Genomic DNA, 19,246 nt, shown 5'->3' on the forward strand with positions numbered 1-19,246 from the left:
ATGGCGAGTATCAATAGCCGTAATGGCAACCTGTACGTAGATTTCCGATACATAGGTCAGCGCTGTAGAGAGCAAACCTTACTAACAGACACTAAGCCCAATCGAAAGCGCCTAGAAAACTTCGTTAGCAGAATGGAAGCTGACATTCAATTGGGGAGTTTTCGGTACGAAAACTATTTTCCACAAAGTAAAAAGCTTGCGCAGTTTCAAAGCTTAGAGCTTATGAAAGCAACAAATAGTCATAAGGACTCAAGCTCAGGCTTTGATAGCTTTAGCAAAATTTGGTTAGAAGAGAAAAAGCCAGAATGGCGAGACTCTCAGATAAGTAATATAGAGGGTATATTTAGAATTTACCTAACTCCTCATTTTGGCAATGTAACGCTGAATACTATTAGTAAAGCTAAAATAATGGCTTTTCGGGGCAAGCTAGTTAAAGAGGGAAATAACGGACGACCGTTATCAGCGTCTCGCATTAATCATATCATGACGCCATTACGTATGGTGCTGACCGAAGCCTCTGAGCGTTTTGATTTTGACAGCCCTTGGAAGAATATAAAACCACTCAGTGAGCCTAAAAGTAATGTTAGTCCTTTTACTTTAGATGAGGTCATGCTCATTATCAATAATGTGAGAGCAGATTATAAGCCTTACTATATCGTACGCTTCTTTACAGGTATGCGTACAGGTGAGATTGATGGCTTGCCCTGGAAGAATATAGATTTTGAGCGCCGACAAATCATCGTTGATCAAGCAGTCGTTAATGGTGTTATAGGTGAGACTAAAACTACAGGCTCAAATCGTATCATCCAGATGAACCAGCTAGTTTATGATGCATTGCTTGAACAGCAGAGCCTAACTAAACATCAAGGTGAGTTCGTTTTCTGTACAAAAATAGGTAGTCCTTTGAATCATCGTAATGTAACAAAGCGAGTTTGGTATCCGTTACTACGATATTTAGAGCTTTATAAACGTAATCCTTATCAAAGCAGACATACAGCCGCGACGCTTTGGCTCGCTGCTGGTGAGTCGCCTGAGTGGATTGCTGCGCAAATGGGTCATAGCAACACTAAAATGCTATTCACAGTATATTCGCGTTATGTGCCGAACCTCACTCGTCAAGATGGAAGTGCGCTGGATAAGCTATTGAAAGACCGAGGTATACTACAAAACCTATGAAAAGGCCTATACTCAACAAAAAGACATCCAAATAGGTGTCTTTTTGTTGTATTAACGCTGGATGGTTTAAATGAACGGAGCTACAGTTATTTAAATGACTTATAACGGTTGCGTAGCAATGGATACAGACAACAAAGTAGCTAACAGGGATTACAAAATTAGTGAATGGTTACAAACAAATATTATTAATTGGTCAAATATAGATGAAATTTCGTGCTTACTTGTTGAATTAAAATTTCTACAAGATACTTTGCCTGAGCAATTCAGATCAGCGCTAGAAAGTGAGTATCATGCTTTATCTGAATGGGTAAAAACAAAAGATACAGTTTCTACTTTAACTGAACTAGAGAAACTACAGATATACGAAAGCGGTATTGATCAGAAAAACTTCCTAAAAACCATAAAGACACGTCATAAGTATCTCAAAGATCTCTACCTCATTAATTTTTTAGCCAGTCGTTCAGACTTACCAAAAATAAATAGCATTCGTTCTTTTTACTTTTTTCTCTGCCTTAAAATGGTTGAGTTGACTGATTATGATAGTAGGATTGAAACCACACTTGATGAATGTCGGTTTTTAACGAGTAATATTCGTGAATTCCTAGTCCCATTTTTGCCAGACATAACAGAGTTTGAGAGTCTTAATGATCTCCAAAGCCACCTTATCGAGTCTCAAGACAATGATCATTACACCAGATGGTTAAATAGCACTCCTGATACCTTTGAGTCAGAAATAAAAAAATATGGTAACAAGTTACTAAATAAGAGCACATCATTCTCTTCCAGCAATGCTAAAAATGAGCTTAATAGGCGTATAGCTAAATATCTTTATGAGTATGTCCTGCCGATAGAAAACTATTTCAAAAACGACTCTGGTATTACTCGCGTAACTAGTACCACCTATCAGGTTGCTAATGGCTCATTACATTATGATGACACGACAGGCAATACAATCAGCGACTTAGTTAATCTTACTAAGGATGTAAATAGTACAGAAGCTTTTGAAGATGAAGAACGTCAAGATAACGAGAAAGAATTTTTTGAACAAATAACAGTCAATACTCCCAGTAACTATTATCTTGATTTGGTAAGGGCTGAAGGTCAATCAAACAGTCGTCGAAAAAGTGCTATGAATTTAGTTACTAGTGTCAATATAGCCCATGAAGATGATATATCTACATTGGTAAAGTACCTTGGTTGTAAGCTCAAGGAACTAGATTTAGGCGAGCTAGATAGAGGACGTTGTATAGATGAGAAGTTTAAGTTTGACCTAAGTCATCAATCTGCCCTCTATTTACTAATGATCTTATTAACCGGTAATGAGAATATATTTCAATCAGATAATTTAGAAGATGGGTTTAATGGCTATCGATATAAACTTCAATTCGCACCGAAACGTAGTTATACGGATGAAAGTTGGGATAAAAAATTATGTGCTAATAATGAAAGTATTCTTTTCCTCTACATGCCAATTGTTCTTATAGAGCTACACCGTGAGATGACTTACGTATTGGATGATGATTTAATGATTTCGATTCATGCCCAAGCTATCAACGATATCAAAGCAATCAATAAAAAGTATAAAGTAAGATTAAGTTTTAATAAAATAAAAAACTACTTTACTAGCTACTTATCTCAGAACGGTATCGATAAAGCCTTGATAGAAGTAATTACTGAGTCTCCTGTACATCATTTATCAGCGCTGCCTTATTACAATGTCTCTCAGTATAGTCTATATCGATGTCAATTTAAATTTACTAATCACTTGTTAGGTCTGATTGATGATAAAAACATCAAGGGTAGCAAAGGAAGAATAGACATTTTCTTCGAAATAACTAATGAAAACTCTGTGCCCCATTTTAATGATGAGAAAATGGGCTCTTTACTAGCTATTCAAAAAAAACCATTAATTCCAATCATCGAAGAGTTAAAGAAAAATATTCTAGAAAAAATTGGCAAAACTAGTTTTTTAAAATTAGGTGATTTTGTAGAGTTGCATAACTTTTTCACCGATTATCTATATATTTGGCTATCCATTGCTAGCGGTTACCGCCCAGTGAATGAGCCATTCGGAAGATTGTCAGATATACATACCAGAACAGGTTTGTATTTTATAAGTGATAAAGAAGTTCAGCAAGATACTATAGGCAGATTTATATATCTACCAGCTATATTATGTCAACAAATTGACGAGTACATAAAGTTTATCAAAGGCAACGCTAGTCTTTTTAATAAATTAGGGAACGACATTGGACTAATTTATACGAATATTCTAGACGGCAATATTGGACTGGTATGCTACTTGAAGCTGGATGAAGCAACTAGCACAGTTACTAGACTAAAACTGGATAATGTTTTCCTTAAAAAACGTATATCAGCTTATATCTCTTTACCACTCAACTGGCCTCGTCACTATATACGCTCGCTACAAAACGAGCATATTGGAAAATATTCTTTTGACCCATCTCTGAACAAAGACAGTATCGGATATGATGTGGTCAGTGCTTGGATGGGACACTCTGATGAGCTTGGATATAGCTTTTACGATAGATTTAGTGGATTAAAACGAAGTGAACTTAGGGCTTTTGCCCAAACTATAAATGAACTGACTAAAGATATTGGTTTTAAACTAATTAAGTTGGAGCACTAGATATGAGTAATAATAAATCAGGTGCTGAAATACGTAAAGAAAATCGAGATCAACGAGAAGAAAAACGTTTTTTGATAGCTCGTAAACTAATAGATAAATATATTGATTTTATTAAAATTTTAGAATCAGAAGACCACCAAAAATCTTTCAATTTAATGTGGGCTAAATTTGATAAAAATTTATCTACTAACAAGCATTTTCAAGATGTAAGAAAGTATTCTACTGCTTACAGTCATGCCGTAAAGTACTGTCAAGATCGTATGGAAGATAAAAACATTACTATAGGTTTTCCAAAACTCATTATTCAATCATCTCGTCCAGCTTCCTTTCGCACACAGGAATGGTTTTCTGATGGTAAGGACGTACTAGATTTCTATTTAGACTGGAGTAAACGATTAGAAGCTCAAACTAATATTGATCTAACTTTAAACGATGTATTTTTAAGTCTTATTTTTCATAGTGCAGTACTAAAAGTGTCTGTGCTACAAGCAATATTGAAGCAGCTATCTGATGACTGCTTAATGATTGAACAAGTCTATGGTCTACCAATCATTGCTGTGATTGTTGACGATAGCTCCTATCATACAAACACTTATGTAGGGACAGAAGCTGTACACCAAACGCAAGTTTTTATATCTCCTCTATCAGCACATATTCTTCAGTCCTATATCAAAGAAAAAGCAGTACCAGTCGCAGATAAGCTAAAAAATATTAACATTTATAATTTATATCAAAGCATGCGACAGACACTAGAAAGTAGCGTTAATTTTGGCTTAAGACGATTCTTAATTGCAGCAGTGTACATTTTAGAAAACTACCTTTTACTTAATTTGCCCGAGTATATGTGGTATATCGTTACGGGCAAAGAAGATACATTTAGTTTACCAACTTCCAATTGGCAATCGCTCATATATGAGATTCGGCATGATACAACTAATCAAGCACAGCTGAGTAACCAAGTACCTAGTACTTCTAATAATATTTCTACAGTAACAAATTCTCAATTAGTAGTTGAGATAGCGAAGATTTTTAAAAGTGATAGTAATAATAAAATTTCTAAAAAACTATTTGTTAAAAAATTAAAAAAACTCGATAGCGAACTTAAAAATAGTTATGCGCCTTTAAACGAAAGGGCAATCGTTGGTTGGCTGCTATCAATGACAACCAGTCATATGGTCTCTAGCATTCAGACTTATAGCAATAGAATTACCAATCGATGGTTAGCCCTGACAGAAAATGCGAGTCTAAAGGACTATCAAGAAGATGATTTTGTAGCACTATATACTGAGATGATCGAACTTAGTAAAACTCCAAAGGCCGCGAACGCAGCTGCTGAATTAATTGATAAAATTCATCAGTATATGGTTGCGCATCATAATATCGAATCTATACCTCCTTTTGCTACGAGTGATAGACCTCATCATAGAGTCGGTTACATTTCAGAAAGTATGTTCCAAGCTATACTTAATAAAATTGATAGTCTCACTATGACTGTTGATGAAAAGCAGGCTATAAGCCTAACACTGATACTAGGTCAACGGTGTGGTCTGCGGATTGGTGAAATCGTTAAGATAAGAATAAGAGATATTGCAGAGACACAGAACTATCTAGAAGTTCGAAATAACAAATTTGGAAACAATAAAAGCCTCTCTGCACTGCGTCGTATATCACTTTCTCAATTATTGCTAGAGTCTGATATGCAACTCATAAGACGTGTATATATCAAACGTTCTAGGTACAAAAACCAGACACTCATAGCAAATCAAGCTGGCATGCCATATAACTCTAATGCAATCTCAAAAATAATTAGTACCCTTATAAAAGAAGTTACTGGTCTTAAATACCTCACTACGCATCATTTAAGACACAGCTGCCTGACTAATTTTCAATTGATTTCCTTTTTATACGATAAAGATTATAAATTCAATAACCATTCAAGTGCAAAATTCTTAAAAAGCCTACTACCTTATGAAGATAAGCAGGCTGTCAATATTATCAATCATTTCGAGACGAGTCTCGCCTACAAAAAAGTATACGCCTTAGCAGGAGTAGCAGGTCACGCCAGTCCTAGTACAACGTTTGCATCCTATGTGCATCTTACTGATATTCAAATTGGACTACTGTTATATCATGTAGATTTTAAACTATCTGTTAAACATGCTCCGCTACTAAAAACTCCAAGAAGAAGAAAATATGAAATTGAAAACGTACCATTAAAAATTAATGAATATCTTATATACAAGATGAAACTACCAGAGTTACCACAGCCTAAGAGTAGTAAATCAGTTAGCGAGAATCTAACCAAACAAACTGATAAGAACAAAAGATATGCTTTCGATGAAGTGAATCAAATTTTGGAAGCTTACACCGAAAAAGATGACTATGAATACCTCATGCATATCTACGATGTCAGTCAAGATACGTTTGAAAAATGGCTTTACAATGCGCAGCAACTAAGGAGGGCATCAGAGTTTCAAACTACAAAAGGTAATCCTAGACTATTTGATCCAAACAATAAGCACAGTCTACTACCTGTAAAGGATAGATACGGTGACGATAGAAAAAATATGATACGAATGACAGATAAATTTCGTGATATTTATAAAGGAAGTAATGATAAAGGTGCTATTAATAAGTTTGTTTTTCATACCCTTATTAACGCTCAACCCAGTAAGAACTTTATCATTTTTAAGCATGCTGCAGACATTTACAACTATCTTGAAATTGTCTGCCAGCTAGTATACAAAAAAGATATTAGCTTAAAGGTCTATAATTATGAGCAGGCCTCAGAGGCAGATCAAACCTCTTGGAATCTTGCATTAAAGACTATACCTAGATCACAAATGGAGTTTAATGAACTCGATTACGCAAAAGTTAAATCATATCAAAAGAAGATTCGAGCTGAGCTTTCACTGACGAGCCAAACTCAGCCTATAAGAATTGAGAATAGACTGGATTCTAATATTCCTATTAGCCAGTGGAGTGTTCGGACATTACAGATATTCTGTCATTATGTATACATCATGATAGGCGAAAAACTTAATTAGATAAAATCTAGAGGTTTAAATAAAATGAATTTATCCGCAAAAACCATCAGATTTAAGAATATTACTAAAATTGACTTACATCCATTGGCTAAAAAACTCTATGAGTTGATTATCGAAGCATATGTTGCAGGAGGGCAAGAAGAGTATCTTAAGCTGATAAGCGATAGATTTGATTGTTACCCTAGTCTACCTATCCATAATGTCTCACTGATAAGTAAAGGTGCTAATAAATATCTATTGATTGGAGGTTGTTTTTCACCTCTATTTAATCTTAGAGAACTTAATGAAAGTAATACGCTTTTTCTCAGTTATAAGACGTCTAAAGATAATACTAACACTGAACATAAAAAGCGTATTGAGAAGGATTTCAATCAAGATGTAGTTGATTTTATTTTTATGGATTTTATTAGATCTATGTCTTTAATCTCGCTCAAAAGGCCTGGCTCTATAGAATCAGCACTAAGAAAAATTACTCAAGATTATAATAGTAGTATTTGGAACGAGGTGTTTGATAATAGGAGGAACTACTTGCGCCAAGCTGATTACTCCGAACTGTTAGATATGGATCGCAACACAATTAAAAATCACAGTAATCCTCTATGAGAATCAATAGTTACGATATGAATAGTTATAAGATTGTTTTATCAAAGTTCTCTAAACTAAAAGTTAATAGACCTTCCAATTTTTTGGGCAGCTCTGAGGAGCAATATAACACTTTAACTGAAACCTTAGGTAGGGCATGTATCAACATCCGACCATAGTACTGACAGAGCCTAATTTTTAGGAATGAGGCGGCAAAAACTAGTCTTGAACTGAACTGTTTATAGTAAGAAGCTTATACTAAAATAATTGCTAGTTTACGACCGGATAAAATGGCTTTCCCCAATCCATCTTGCTATGATTTGCCATCATGATCTCTAACATTAACGGCAAGATAGCAGATAAGATAGCACCACTATCCTTGATTTGCGAACGATTGACTTGGCTATTGTGAGTGGCACCGCCATGCATTATTTGATTACGCAGGGTATATAACCTATCAAATACTACCGCTAATACTGTATCTGTATCTTTATTACTAAGTGCACGGTGAGCTTTATCTTTGGCTCGTTTAAAATCTTCTTCCCATGCTTGCTGACTAATCAGACCATTTTGATAATCCCAAAATGGCTGAAAAGTGTATTAGTTATCCAATAATATACGAATGCTACCGGAATATTTCTCCCAGACTAACTTGTAGACCTGTTGGTCAATGTCTAGACTGCATACCAGCTGTATAAAGCGTCTAAACTCACTGCGCTCTGAACTAGTGGTAAACAAGGCTACTTCACGAGCATAAGCTGCATTGAACGCAATCCATAGAGTGATGAAACGTATGTCTTCATCATCGACGCTCGTTGCCTTAGACAGCCAACTTAATGAGCGATGCATACGCAAGCGAAATAGGTCAGAAAACTCAGATTTTTGAGTTTGGTAGTAACTATTAATTAAGATATTTTTCATATTGATTTATACTTTTTCGATGTGAAAAAACCGAAATTATAAAGATTATACAACTCGGGTTAATTAGCTTACTTATTTTGTAGTAAATACTTTGAGCTATGCTGAAAAAACTGTAGAACCAAACTTGGTAAACTAACGACTCAATGAGGAGTTTATCATGACTAAGAAAATCAGAACCTATAGTGCAGCATTCAAAGCTGAAGCCGTTAAAAAGATAGCAGATAATAAGGGCAATGTTTCAGCGACTGCAAAGCAGCTTGGCATCGCCATGCAGACATTATCTAACTGGCAAAACAAAGCTGATAAAGGCCAGCTTATTGGTACTAAAGAATATGATCCTGAGCTCATGGCTATACTAGAAGAGAATAAACGTCTTAAACGTGATCTCAAAGTTGCTCAGGAAGAGAGAGATATTCTAAAAAAGGCCACGGCGTACTTCGCGAAGCACAGTTGATGAGGTACGTCTTTATCAAGGATAACCAGAAAATATTTAGCATCACTTGTATGTGTCACGTATTAGATGTCAAGCCATCAAGCTATTATAACTGGATAAATCGTGGTGTTAGTAATCAGCAGATCCACCGCAACCAGTGTGAGCTGCTGGTTCGCGTGGCTCATGATGAAACTAAGCAGCGCTATGGCTGTGAGCGATTGCATGCTCATCTTGCAGAGCAAGGCCATCATATCAGTCAATACATGGTAAGACGCATTAAAGAAGAATACGGCATTGTTTGCCGTCGTCACAAGCGTTTTAAAGTTACCACCAACTCAAACCATAACAAGTTTATTTATCCAAACCTGCTCGATCAAAAATTTGATACCAGTCGTCCTAACGAAGCTTGGGTTAGTGACATCACTTACATATGGACAGATGAGGGTTGGCTATACTTAGCAGGTGTTAAAGACATCTACACTAAAGAGCTGGTCGGCTATGCTATCCACAAGCGTATGACAGCAGATTTAGTTTGCCGTGCACTCAATATGGCCATCAAGAACAAACGACCCAACCAACGGCTGATTGTGCATTCTGATAGAGGCAGTCAGTACTGTAGTTATGACTATCATAAGATCATTAAGAAGCATAAATTTAAGGGTTCAATGTCCAGACGTGGTAATTGCTTTGATAATGCTCCGATAGAGAGTTTCTGGGGCATATTGAAAAATGAGTTAGTGTATCATCAGGATTATAAAATGAGATTCGAAGCTATCAATGACATCATTAAATATATTGAGCTTGAGTATAACCAGACTAGAATCCAAAAGGGTTTGGGCTATAAAACGCCAAGACATGTGTGGTTTGACTCTTATCGTCAAGCTGCGTAACTAAAATCTCCCAAGTCAATGTCTACAGATTTGACAGCATAGGTCACTTCTTTGAAAATATGTTATGAGTCCTGAATATAAGCTTGTCTAATGGTGTGAACCAATAGTGTAGCTGTAGGAACTGAAAAGTACTTCACCTAAAGTAATAATAGTGACAGGAATAGCCCTCCAGAACATTAGTCATTTGGACGTTCTGAAAATAACTCTACTATTAGATAGATACCGTGGTAAACAGTCAAAAGTTAAATATTTTGCTTTTCTTATTACCAAAATTTAAATCGTTTTCGATTAACTTTCTTTCTGAGCATAGCAACATGTATGACGCATGGTATGGTGACCTTGTAGGCAGGTCCAGACATATCTATAGCGGTCCATACACTAGTTACTGCTAATGCAAAAGGACCCGTAAGTAATGATGCTGACTTCATCAAAGCAGTATTAGTTGCAAACATAAGTCCTCTGCCTAGTAACATTCTAGACATTTGGTTAGCAATAATCAGGGTAATCTGATATGAAGCAAAACCCCCAGTTCTAAATAAAGTAATAAAACTCTTCGTAGAGAGAAGTGCTATATTAATATTCGACTTCCCTCCCATCTCCTTTAGTAGTAGTTGCTTTTCTTCATTTGTCATCTTTTCTAAAGCTTTAGTCAGAATAACTTCTAATATCGAGTTTTCAATATTTTCTATACTATCATTTTTGTCATAATTTGCTTTCAATTTAGAGGCTACGTCACATACAACTTCATGGTATGACGGTCCTTCGAAGCCTCGAAACATATTCATGAATGAATTCCCTCCCATATCCCTTATTTCTTTTGCAATTAAATCTGCATATTTTGAATGATTAGGGGAGTTCTCTTTATAGACTGTATCTACTACTAGATCACAAGAAAATTTCTTACTGAGATATTCAACTAATGGATCAAGATCTTCGTTAGATGCTTTATCCAAAACAGTATTAAGGTTACTGTCATAAATATCAGTATTTTTCATAATTAGGTTCCAAGTCTATATAGACCTTCATAAAGTATGCTCAGAGCAGTTAAGCAGCGATTAAAATATATTTAGTTAAAAGTTACGTTTTAAGAACTATACATTAAAAAGATAACAACTATAACTGCTATTAAACAAAGGCAGTTTAAAGTAACTAAAATTTTATTTGATAAGGATATTTTATCCAGTTTATTCTGTGTAATGTCATAATTACTATTTGACTTAACAAGTGCTTCATCTGTGGTAGACTTTAGGTTAAAGGTTAGTTGTTCATATTTAGCTTCAATAGTCTTGTTAATTGAAGTGGTTTTTTCATCTATCACTTGACTGTTTTTATCTATTTGATGTAGTAAAGAGTCGTATTTACTATAAACCAATTTATTGATAATAGAAATTTCTTCTGACAACTTACTAAAATTATGACTATTTTTTTCAGAAAATAATTTTTCTAAATTAGAGGAGTGTTCTAGTAATATTTCTTTCTCTCTCTGGAAAACCTCTATAAATTTCTGATATGTATCATCAGTAAACTGACGGTTATCCTCTATATTACTCAATAAAGTATTAAGATTATTGTTTAGTAACTGGCTAACATCAGAAATAGCCTGCATTGTTTCTTCAGCTAAATTCTTATGGCTCAGATCTGAAGACTGTAGTAAGCTAGTTAATAGTTCATCACTCTTAATTAATTCTTGATTATATTTTTTTAGGGTTTCAGCAATATTATTAGTATTTTCATTATTACTGGCTTTTAATGATGACTTTAAGTCTGATAAATTATTTTTTGTATCAACACTATACTCGTCGATAGATTTTAACAAGTCCTGAGACTTATTATCAATTTTTTTTATCCTTTTTGCTACATCTTCTAACTCAATATCATTTTTGATAAAATCTTCAAGTCTACATATTTCCCCACTTAATTTACTACTATTTTTTGAGATCTCTTGTTTAGTATAGTTTATTTGAAGTTCGATGTCGTAAAGCATTTCCTCTTTTTGGTTAGAGTTTTTTTCTTCTATCATCTTGCCAAATATATCTTCTACTAATATATCAAAAGACTCTTCGTAATCAATTTTTTCCTTCATTTTTTCCCTCTACAACTTTAAAGTCAATATTTAATTGTCTAATTAACATTATCCAATATAGTTTTCTCATATTATCTGATTCTTCTTTAGCGAGATTTGAAAAATCAGATATGGCTAGTTTAAATTCATTCTGGACAAACCCAGAGAAGTTATTACTATGTTCTATTTCTAAATTACGATCATAGTTAAATCTGATTAAGCTTTCTTCTAAGTTCGACTTTTCTTTGTGTAAAAGGTATCTTTTTTTGACTAAATCTCTTTCTCTATTTCTTAGCTTTAAAATAATATTTTCAGATTTTTTTATTTTTTTCTTGCTTTCTAATTCTATATATCCTAGATACTTCAAATAAGAATTTTTTAGCGAATAGTTTATAACTACTAACTGTTTATCTATAATAGATTTTATTTTATTTAAATCACTATTATAATTGTCTTGAAAGAAATAGGTTTCAAAGGCATAGTTGTTTAGATGAGCTTGCATATCATCTATATCACTTAAGTGAGGAAAATCACTCAAATTAATACTACCTATACTTTCTCGTTTTATTAATTCCCACTCATCCTGGATATTTGAAATATTCTTTCGTAAATAGTCATCTAGCATATTAGTATTTTTTTGTTTAGGTTCTTTTATGATTTTCTCTAAATTTTCGAGTCTTACATGCGAAAGTTTATTTTTACAGTCATTATAAAAATTACTGATATATACTATGTGGTTATTTAAATCTTCTTTCTCGCCATTAATAGATATTTGATGCTTATTGATATTAATATTACTATCTTTTATTTCATTATCGATATCTTTGATCTTTTTTTCTATCCTAGACAGATCAATATTAGCTTCTTGGTTTTTTTCTGATTTAAAATTCTTAGAAATCTTACCGATTTGATATCCGTGACAAAGCCTGATAATAGGATTGCTAGCAGAGTAGATAACATCGTTTAGCTCATCAAAGAAATCCTTTCTAATACTTTTTAGAGGTTGGAGCTTTTCACTAGGGTCTGTTGCAAGCTTATACCAACTATCTCCCACCTCTAATGCGTAGAGTTGGCTTTTTACATCCCACTTCCAGTCATTATCTAAAGTATATATTTGCTCTTGAATATGAGTGCGAATATCGTCTTTATTTATAGAACCTTCTTGCTCATGAAGTTGCTTACAGAGCCTTAGACTTGAGTCGTCTGAATAAAACTTAGTAAAGACAATCTTAAATCTTTGTGGGTTAACCCTCCATTTTTGCAACTCATCTAATTCTAAGTTTTCAGGCTGTACTACCAAACCTATGTTATCGATAGTAGTGACTAATAGCACCAAATCAGCTTTTTCAATCTTATCTTTAATCGCCTTAGTAACAAATTCGCGCTCATTATTGTTTTCTGCTTTAACTCCTGGTAAATCACGAATGACAATGTCTTTATATCGATCACTTTTTTTACTCAAATATTCTTCAGGAATACTGATGTCAATTTCTTCGATATTATATTGACCCCCCATAACTTCCATATCAGAGCGAATTTTTGCTAAAACCTTTTTGGCTTGGTTGTTATTTAAATTTATCTTATCGTTGCTACTTTCGCTAACATCATGTATATGCCAGTAGTTGTCATTAGACGCGCGATAGCGAACTACTGTTGCTGTAGCAGATCTTCCATAGTCTCTATCTGCTCTAAGAACATTCTGAACCGTACTATAGTGTTCTGGAAGTACGCCTATTAGCTCAAGGATTAAAGATGTTTTGCCTACTTGTGAAGCGCCATAAACAGCAACAAATATTTGATCTTTGATTTCACGTGTTGAATATAGGTCGTTGTCAAACTTTAGCATAAACTTTGAATGAGCAGATTTAGCCCACTCAAATCTATGTTGATAAACTTCAGGCCATGTTAAGTTGTTCATTGTTCAATACTCTCCGTACGTCTTTATGAGCATTTTTTAAATATTTGAGTGCAACCATCAGATGATGTTGAGTATCAGTTGAACCTATACCATACATTTGCTCTAAATTTGAACGTAAATACTGTGATATTTTTTGCATATGCTCATCATACTCACTAATTACCATCGCATCGTTTTTGCGTCCTAAATCTTGTGCATATGCCTCAATAAATGTTTTGTTTGATTTATCTGTTAGATTAACGGAGTTAGACATTTGGTATGCAGTGAATGCTACAGCACCAATTGCAACTGCTAAACCTGCTACTCTAGTAGCTAGTAACGCAGCTGTTTGTAATCCATCATTGCTGTTCGATGGATTATCTGAAAAATCAATCTGCCCATCAAGTTTACCATCCATCATGTCCAAGCCTGTTAGTGACCCAACTATGCCCATAACTGTCTTGATACCTTCAGCCGTTGTATCAGTATCTCTAACGACATTTGCCATCAATCCTTGTAGATCTGTTGTGTCAAGGTTGCTATTTTCGATCTTGTTTTTTAAAGCAATGGTATCTCCATCTGAATGTAAATAAGCAATTTGGACAATGCGAGAATACTCCATTGCTACAGCAGGCAGTACCTCAATGGCTTTTTCAATTATTTCGTTATGGTTTTTCTTGCTGCTACCACTTTCAGATAACTCTTCTTTTCTTAATAATATTCTAAGTCCTGCATTAACTGACTCATGATAGTCTGCTGGAGAGTCTTCGTAATTGTCCATTTTTGTATCTGAATAACCTAATAAGTTGTTAGGTGTATGATTACTTAGCTTTAAGTTTAACTGATTTTGAGCAGTTTCATTAATAGCCGCTAAGTTCGAAGTCATAACGGCTGTAGGAGTAAAATTACCTTTAACTCTTTCTTTACGTTTATCATCAATTTTTGAGCCATTAAGTGTGAAGCGCTGAAAGCCTATTTTAGTATTGTTTATAAGACCTAATTCTTCATTATCATATTGTTTTTGGGCCTGCTCGATTGCTTCTTTTACCAATTTAGTAGTTTTTTTACTAAGCTCCTTTGATAAGTCTTGCTTGTATTTATTAGCAGAGTTATCAAACTTCTTTATAAGCTTATCTACTAAGCTGTTTTGATTACTATCGCTAACCTCAGCATTTAGGGCTAATCCTTCAAGATCGTTTATGACTTCTGATAAATCATTATCAATGACCTCTAGCAAAGTATGAATTTTATTATTTTCTACAGCAGAGTTTTTATCTAATAGAGGTATTACAGCTTTTTCGAAATTATCTTTCCAGTTATTCAGATCTGTTCCTGTAAAAATGACTTTATCCTCTGAAACTTTAAAGACTTCTTTTGCTCGTTTAGTGAGCTGGCTTATCTTTTCTTCATTATCACGATAGTTTTCTGAACGAGAAATAGCAATAACGGGCTGACGCGATTGTAAGCTTTCTGCTAAGTCATCAGTAATATCAGTTTGCACATGTGCCAGTCTTTCTTCACTAGTTACAAGGATAACGCCTAGAGCATGAGTCATGACATAGCGCATAAGCTGCTGCCAAGCGTAGTTTTTATGTGTTTCCACCTCATACCCTGGTAGTAACACCCAACCAAATGGAATGTCGAAGACTACAGGTACAAATAATTTGACGTAAACGACACGTTCATCATCTTTACCATCGCATTCCCATTGAGTAATAATCTTTTTAAACTCTTCTTTGGCACACTCAATCTCAGACTCTTCTTTTGTTTTTGTGTTAAAAACAATCTTACTAGCCGTTATTTCTGTAATTCCTTGCTTCTCATAAACAAATACAGGAACTTGCTCCCCCCGACCACTATTAGAAGTAAGCCAATCATCAGCATTGTAGATGGTGCTTAGCAAAGTGGTTTTTCCTGCTCCTTGTGTACCTCCAATGGCTACGAAGTATTCGTTAGCTAACAGACGACTCAAGTGAATTTTTCGATAAGTTTCAACAATTTTTTTCAAAGTCTCTTTACTACAACTATCAAGATCACAAGCAATGTTCATTACCTGTCTTAAGTTGCTTTCTAACAATTTTAAATATTCAGCATTCATTTTTTACGTTCCATTTTGCAGTTCAAAAAATTACTCTTACTCATTGAATAAATATACGTTTAAGCCTAAAAACAATAAAAATTTCAATTATATGTATTTAGTTATATCGATAAGTAATTCCTTAAGACTTTTGTCATTTGCTCCTGAATTTCACTCGGACTAATGATACAGATATGTGGTATCCAATATTGGACGATAGAAACGACCTCTCTTGGGTGTACATCTTTGCATATCAGAAGTAAGTCTCCATTATCAAGCTTTCGTAGCAGCTCTTGATTGGGTAGTAGATCACGACGCTCAAAATATCCGGCAACTTTCGCATCGATTTGTAAGACGATTTCACTGATTTGATTACCAAAGAATAAACTGTCCGTACTAAGGATTTTCTCTTTGATATCTTCAGAACATGCAAAGGTCTTATTATTAACTTGCAGGTTGACTATTTGGGTAAAGCAAAATGTCCGTGTTTGTCCATGACGACAGCCAACTACATACCAAATACCATTTTTATTGAGTAGGTGATAAGGCTCTAAATGATGGTGTTTGCTGCTACTGTCACTAGCGCTTTCGCCGATTTTACAGTAATCGAATTCAATATATTGGCAATTCGTAATAGCTTGATTGATGGCTTTAAATTCATTAGTACGCGCGCTAATGTCTTCATAAGCAAAACCTTTAACGAGTATGCTTTGATTGAATTGTTCTTGAAAGAATTGGCGGTCAATTTTTGGTAGGAGATCTTGAACACTGGCAAAGTTAGCGAAGCGTTTGATATCAGTGATATCTAAATATCCAATTTTTTTGGCATTGAGACAATAAAACTGTGGACCTGCTTCACTAAAATCTAAGAGAGTTAGACGATCTTGAAAGTCTCTTTTTAGGGTACGAATAGATACCTTATAGATATCTGCTAGCTCAAAAATATCTAACCGTTCACCGTTGTTGAGTCTAACGATAATATCAGATAAGCGATATGCAAGGCGTTCATGCTTTTTTAATTCCATTACTATTACTCAGTTCACACTGTATAAAAAATTATAATAATATTACATGAACTATACAGAAATGTTATTATGCACTTTTATCTAGATTTCTCAACCAATATTTAACGCTCTTATGTCATTGCTTAGCTAAGTTATTCATGTTCATGTTATTTACATGGCAAAGCTAATTCAGAGAAGTAACACAATATTAAAGTTGCCAATTACGATAATCCCTTTTATAAAAAACAATATGAGCATGAATACGCGGTACCAGTACAAACCTAGAGCTCACATTAATTTGTTTAGCAATAGTACATTGTCCACAACGTTGCAAAAAACTGGTATAAGCCTGTTGTATCCTCAATAATTACATTGCTATTCAGATTAATACGTTGGCCGGAATTAAATTCAAACCAAATAGGAATGTTTTGAGGCCGTTGCCGTGTTATAGAGAGATCGCTTAATAGTCTCTTACCTCTGCACTTTTCCCTAAGAACTTTTCTAGGTAGATCATTGCTAACACTCATAGATACAGATCTAGCATTAGTGTAGCGTAGGGGTATGACAGGTTGTGTCAATAATACGAAGTTGGAAAAAATTTTGGAGGGTGTTTGGGAGTATCGATTCGTAAAGGAATGAATGAATAAAAATGCAGCTATATCCAGTATAATGGATTATGCTGCGGCTTCTTAGATTATAGTAACAACATAGATATGAGTGGGGAAGAATGAAAAAAACGACCAATATAATCAGAATGACTAGCCCAATAATTAAGCATTTATATATCAAAAATGCCTAATTATTATGCTATTTCAGTGACCAAAATATATTTATTACCCTTGCTAAGATATATTAAAATACGCTAAACGTCCTAATAAAAAATCATCTATAACTCTTTTGGTATAAAGCTTTGTAGGTTAATGTTACTTAATATAGGTTAACGAAATATGGTGGGTCTAGCCTGTCACGCCGGGGGTCGCGGGTTCGAGTCCCGTCCGCTGCGCCATATTTAAAACGAATTTAAACTCTCGAGTTTAAGCAAGTTTCGCCTCAAGTATTAGTTTACTTGAGGTTTTTTTGTGTCTATTAATTCTGCCATACCCTTATTAACTTTCCTCTCATATCATTTGTCCTTAACCACCCTACCAGCTCTTTTCACTACTCTGAATCGTAATAATTATTGCTAGTGGTTTAGCCTACCAGCTACTTCAACACATCTCCTTGTTTACAAAAATAATAAAGCTGACCATTTAGTCATTTAATTTAATAAAATCATAAACTTAGGTAATATCAAATACTTAGAAGGCTTGATAGACCGTTTTTCTTAGCCAGCTTATGGTTGTCACTCACTATAAAACATGCTTAACTGTTTCAAAGTGTTAAGAATTATTGCGGATAACATAGCCAACAGAGCATTTTTTATACTTTTGACAATACTTATATCGATAGCATTTATCTTCATTATTTTAGATTGCTATCGAAAATTGACCGCGCTTTATCCTTAGCAGCGTTGACCCGTTTTGACAGGAAGTTAAAACGCGCTTCTGTCATATATCCAACCTGCTAGGATGACCCACTCTATATAAAGGAATATTACTGTGCGTTATCACTTATTTGCAAACCTGCCACTGGCTAGCCAATTATGTAGAACCAATATTCAGAAAAAACTGTTTTTTAGTAGCTCATTAACCACGGCCTTAGCCGCGATCGTTGCCTTGAGTACGATGAGCAGCAGCCATGCAAAGGTGCTTTTCACCGATACCAGTCTTTCTGTACTATATGGTAATGACTATGAGCTGGTAGAAGACGGAGAATTGACGACCATCACTCTGGAGCACGCATCTACCCACAGTTGGGGCGGCGTATTTTTCTTCGTCGATCGTCATCAAGGCGCAAATGATATTGAAAACAATAGATTTAAAGAAACGTATGGTGAGTTTGCGCCCAAGCTTAAGCTTACAACTTTCGATGATAGCTTTATCAAACAGCTCAATCTAGCGGGGCAATATGAGTTTGGCTCGAACAGCAAAGGCTTTAGCCAAGACAACTATATGATAGGACTAGGGGCAGATTTGAATGTTCCTATTTCAGGTATGAAGTATGCCTCTGCTTCCCTATATCATGTCTTCAATGATAATACTGATGATGACCAGCAAATCACCTTAACTTACGGTTGGGAGAAAAACAATTTTGTGGTCGATGGTTATGTAGACTACTCTTTTAACAACGATGACTTAAAAAACCAACTACATATCAATCCGCAAATAAAGTATAACTTACAACCACTATTAGGCATTGATAATCGCTTAGAGGTCGGTATGGAATATAGCTATTGGAAAAATAAGTATGGTAGTGATACAACTCAAAATGTGCCTAGCGCTCTAGTGAAGTTTCATTTTTAACCGTCTAATTGGTTTGACGAATAGTTCTAAAACAGCTTTCAACTCTTTCTTAATAAAATAAATAGTCCTCATGCAAAATTGACAGCTTGCATGAGGACTATTTGT

12 protein-coding genes are annotated in these 19,246 nt (G+C 34.7%); 6 read left to right on the forward strand and 6 right to left on the reverse strand.

Annotation, left to right across the window (positions count from 1 at the left end; all coding sequences use genetic code 11):
• The 4 genes from JMX95_RS02045 (at position 1) to JMX95_RS02060 (ending at position 7,476) form a co-directional block, all read left to right on the forward strand.
• Positions 1 to 1,176 (forward strand): Arm DNA-binding domain-containing protein, encoded by a 1,176-nt coding sequence (locus JMX95_RS02045; RefSeq protein WP_201559908.1) that lies wholly within the window; start codon positions 1 to 3, stop codon positions 1,174 to 1,176.
• Between the two features lie 118 nt (positions 1,177 to 1,294).
• On the forward strand, positions 1,295 to 3,826 hold the full coding sequence (locus JMX95_RS02050; RefSeq protein WP_201559909.1) for a hypothetical protein: 2,532 nt from the start codon (positions 1,295 to 1,297) through the stop codon (positions 3,824 to 3,826).
• Between the two features lie 2 nt (positions 3,827 to 3,828).
• Positions 3,829 to 6,873: a tyrosine-type recombinase/integrase gene (locus tag JMX95_RS02055; protein ID WP_201559910.1), complete on the forward strand. Its 3,045-nt coding sequence runs from the start codon at positions 3,829 to 3,831 to the stop codon at positions 6,871 to 6,873.
• A gap of 24 nt (positions 6,874 to 6,897) precedes the next feature.
• The gene (locus JMX95_RS02060; protein ID WP_201559911.1) at positions 6,898 to 7,476 is read left to right on the forward strand and encodes a hypothetical protein; all 579 of its coding nucleotides are present in this window, start codon (positions 6,898 to 6,900) and stop codon (positions 7,474 to 7,476) included.
• A gap of 579 nt (positions 7,477 to 8,055) precedes the next feature.
• Here the strand turns inward: JMX95_RS02060 and JMX95_RS13740 are convergent.
• A complete protein-coding gene (locus JMX95_RS13740; RefSeq protein ID WP_265089708.1) occupies positions 8,056 to 8,376 on the reverse strand; it encodes a hypothetical protein in 321 nt (106 codons plus the stop codon).
• Between the two features lie 157 nt (positions 8,377 to 8,533).
• Here JMX95_RS13740 and JMX95_RS02070 point away from each other — a divergent pair.
• A protein-coding gene (locus JMX95_RS02070) for an IS3 family transposase (RefSeq protein WP_201559912.1) occupies positions 8,534 to 9,699 on the forward strand; the annotation gives its coding sequence in 2 pieces (ribosomal slippage) (positions 8,534 to 8,792 and positions 8,792 to 9,699; 1,167 coding nt in all).
• Positions 9,700 to 9,962: 263 nt separating this feature from the next.
• Here JMX95_RS02070 and JMX95_RS02075 read toward each other — a convergent pair.
• The 5 genes from JMX95_RS02075 to JMX95_RS02095 all read right to left on the reverse strand — a co-directional run bounded on the left by JMX95_RS02075 (position 9,963) and on the right by JMX95_RS02095 (position 16,760).
• Entirely contained in the window at positions 9,963 to 10,694 is a 732-nt protein-coding gene (locus tag JMX95_RS02075) for a YaaW family protein (RefSeq protein WP_087813553.1), read from the reverse strand.
• A gap of 89 nt (positions 10,695 to 10,783) precedes the next feature.
• Entirely contained in the window at positions 10,784 to 11,782 is a 999-nt protein-coding gene (locus tag JMX95_RS02080) for a hypothetical protein (protein WP_201559913.1), read from the reverse strand.
• Complete coding sequence (locus tag JMX95_RS02085; RefSeq protein WP_201559914.1) at positions 11,766 to 13,679, reverse strand: dynamin family protein; 1,914 nt, start codon at positions 13,677 to 13,679, stop codon at positions 11,766 to 11,768. Before JMX95_RS02085 ends, JMX95_RS02080 begins: the two co-directional genes overlap by 17 nt.
• On the reverse strand, positions 13,657 to 15,756 hold the full coding sequence (locus tag JMX95_RS02090) for a hypothetical protein (protein WP_201559915.1): 2,100 nt from the start codon (positions 15,754 to 15,756) through the stop codon (positions 13,657 to 13,659). Before JMX95_RS02090 ends, JMX95_RS02085 begins: the two co-directional genes overlap by 23 nt.
• A gap of 101 nt (positions 15,757 to 15,857) precedes the next feature.
• Complete coding sequence (locus JMX95_RS02095) at positions 15,858 to 16,760, reverse strand: helix-turn-helix transcriptional regulator (protein WP_201559916.1); 903 nt, start codon at positions 16,758 to 16,760, stop codon at positions 15,858 to 15,860.
• Positions 16,761 to 18,337: 1,577 nt separating this feature from the next.
• On the opposite strand from JMX95_RS02095, the gene JMX95_RS02100 reads away from it, so the two are divergent.
• A complete protein-coding gene (locus JMX95_RS02100; protein ID WP_227675931.1) occupies positions 18,338 to 19,141 on the forward strand; it encodes a DUF5020 family protein in 804 nt (267 codons plus the stop codon).
• Positions 19,142 to 19,246 lie beyond the last annotated feature (105 nt).

The organism is Psychrobacter sp. NC44 (assembly GCF_904846655.1).
In the GTDB taxonomy this organism is placed as follows: domain Bacteria; phylum Pseudomonadota; class Gammaproteobacteria; order Pseudomonadales; family Moraxellaceae; genus Psychrobacter.

Coding starts and splice junctions, on each gene's coding strand:
- JMX95_RS02095 (WP_201559916.1), bottom strand. CDS start 16,760: ATGGAATTAAAAAAGCATGAACGCCTTGCATATCGCTTATCTGATATT.
- JMX95_RS02080 (WP_201559913.1), bottom strand. CDS start 11,782: ATGAAGGAAAAAATTGATTACGAAGAGTCTTTTGATATATTAGTAGAA.
- JMX95_RS02085 (WP_201559914.1), bottom strand. CDS start 13,679: ATGAACAACTTAACATGGCCTGAAGTTTATCAACATAGATTTGAGTGG.
- JMX95_RS02045 (WP_201559908.1), top strand. CDS start 1: ATGGCGAGTATCAATAGCCGTAATGGCAACCTGTACGTAGATTTCCGA.
- JMX95_RS02060 (WP_201559911.1), top strand. CDS start 6,898: ATGAATTTATCCGCAAAAACCATCAGATTTAAGAATATTACTAAAATT.
- JMX95_RS13740 (WP_265089708.1), bottom strand. CDS start 8,376: ATGAAAAATATCTTAATTAATAGTTACTACCAAACTCAAAAATCTGAG.
- JMX95_RS02090 (WP_201559915.1), bottom strand. CDS start 15,756: ATGAATGCTGAATATTTAAAATTGTTAGAAAGCAACTTAAGACAGGTA.
- JMX95_RS02075 (WP_087813553.1), bottom strand. CDS start 10,694: ATGAAAAATACTGATATTTATGACAGTAACCTTAATACTGTTTTGGAT.
- JMX95_RS02055 (WP_201559910.1), top strand. CDS start 3,829: ATGAGTAATAATAAATCAGGTGCTGAAATACGTAAAGAAAATCGAGAT.
- JMX95_RS02050 (WP_201559909.1), top strand. CDS start 1,295: ATGGATACAGACAACAAAGTAGCTAACAGGGATTACAAAATTAGTGAA.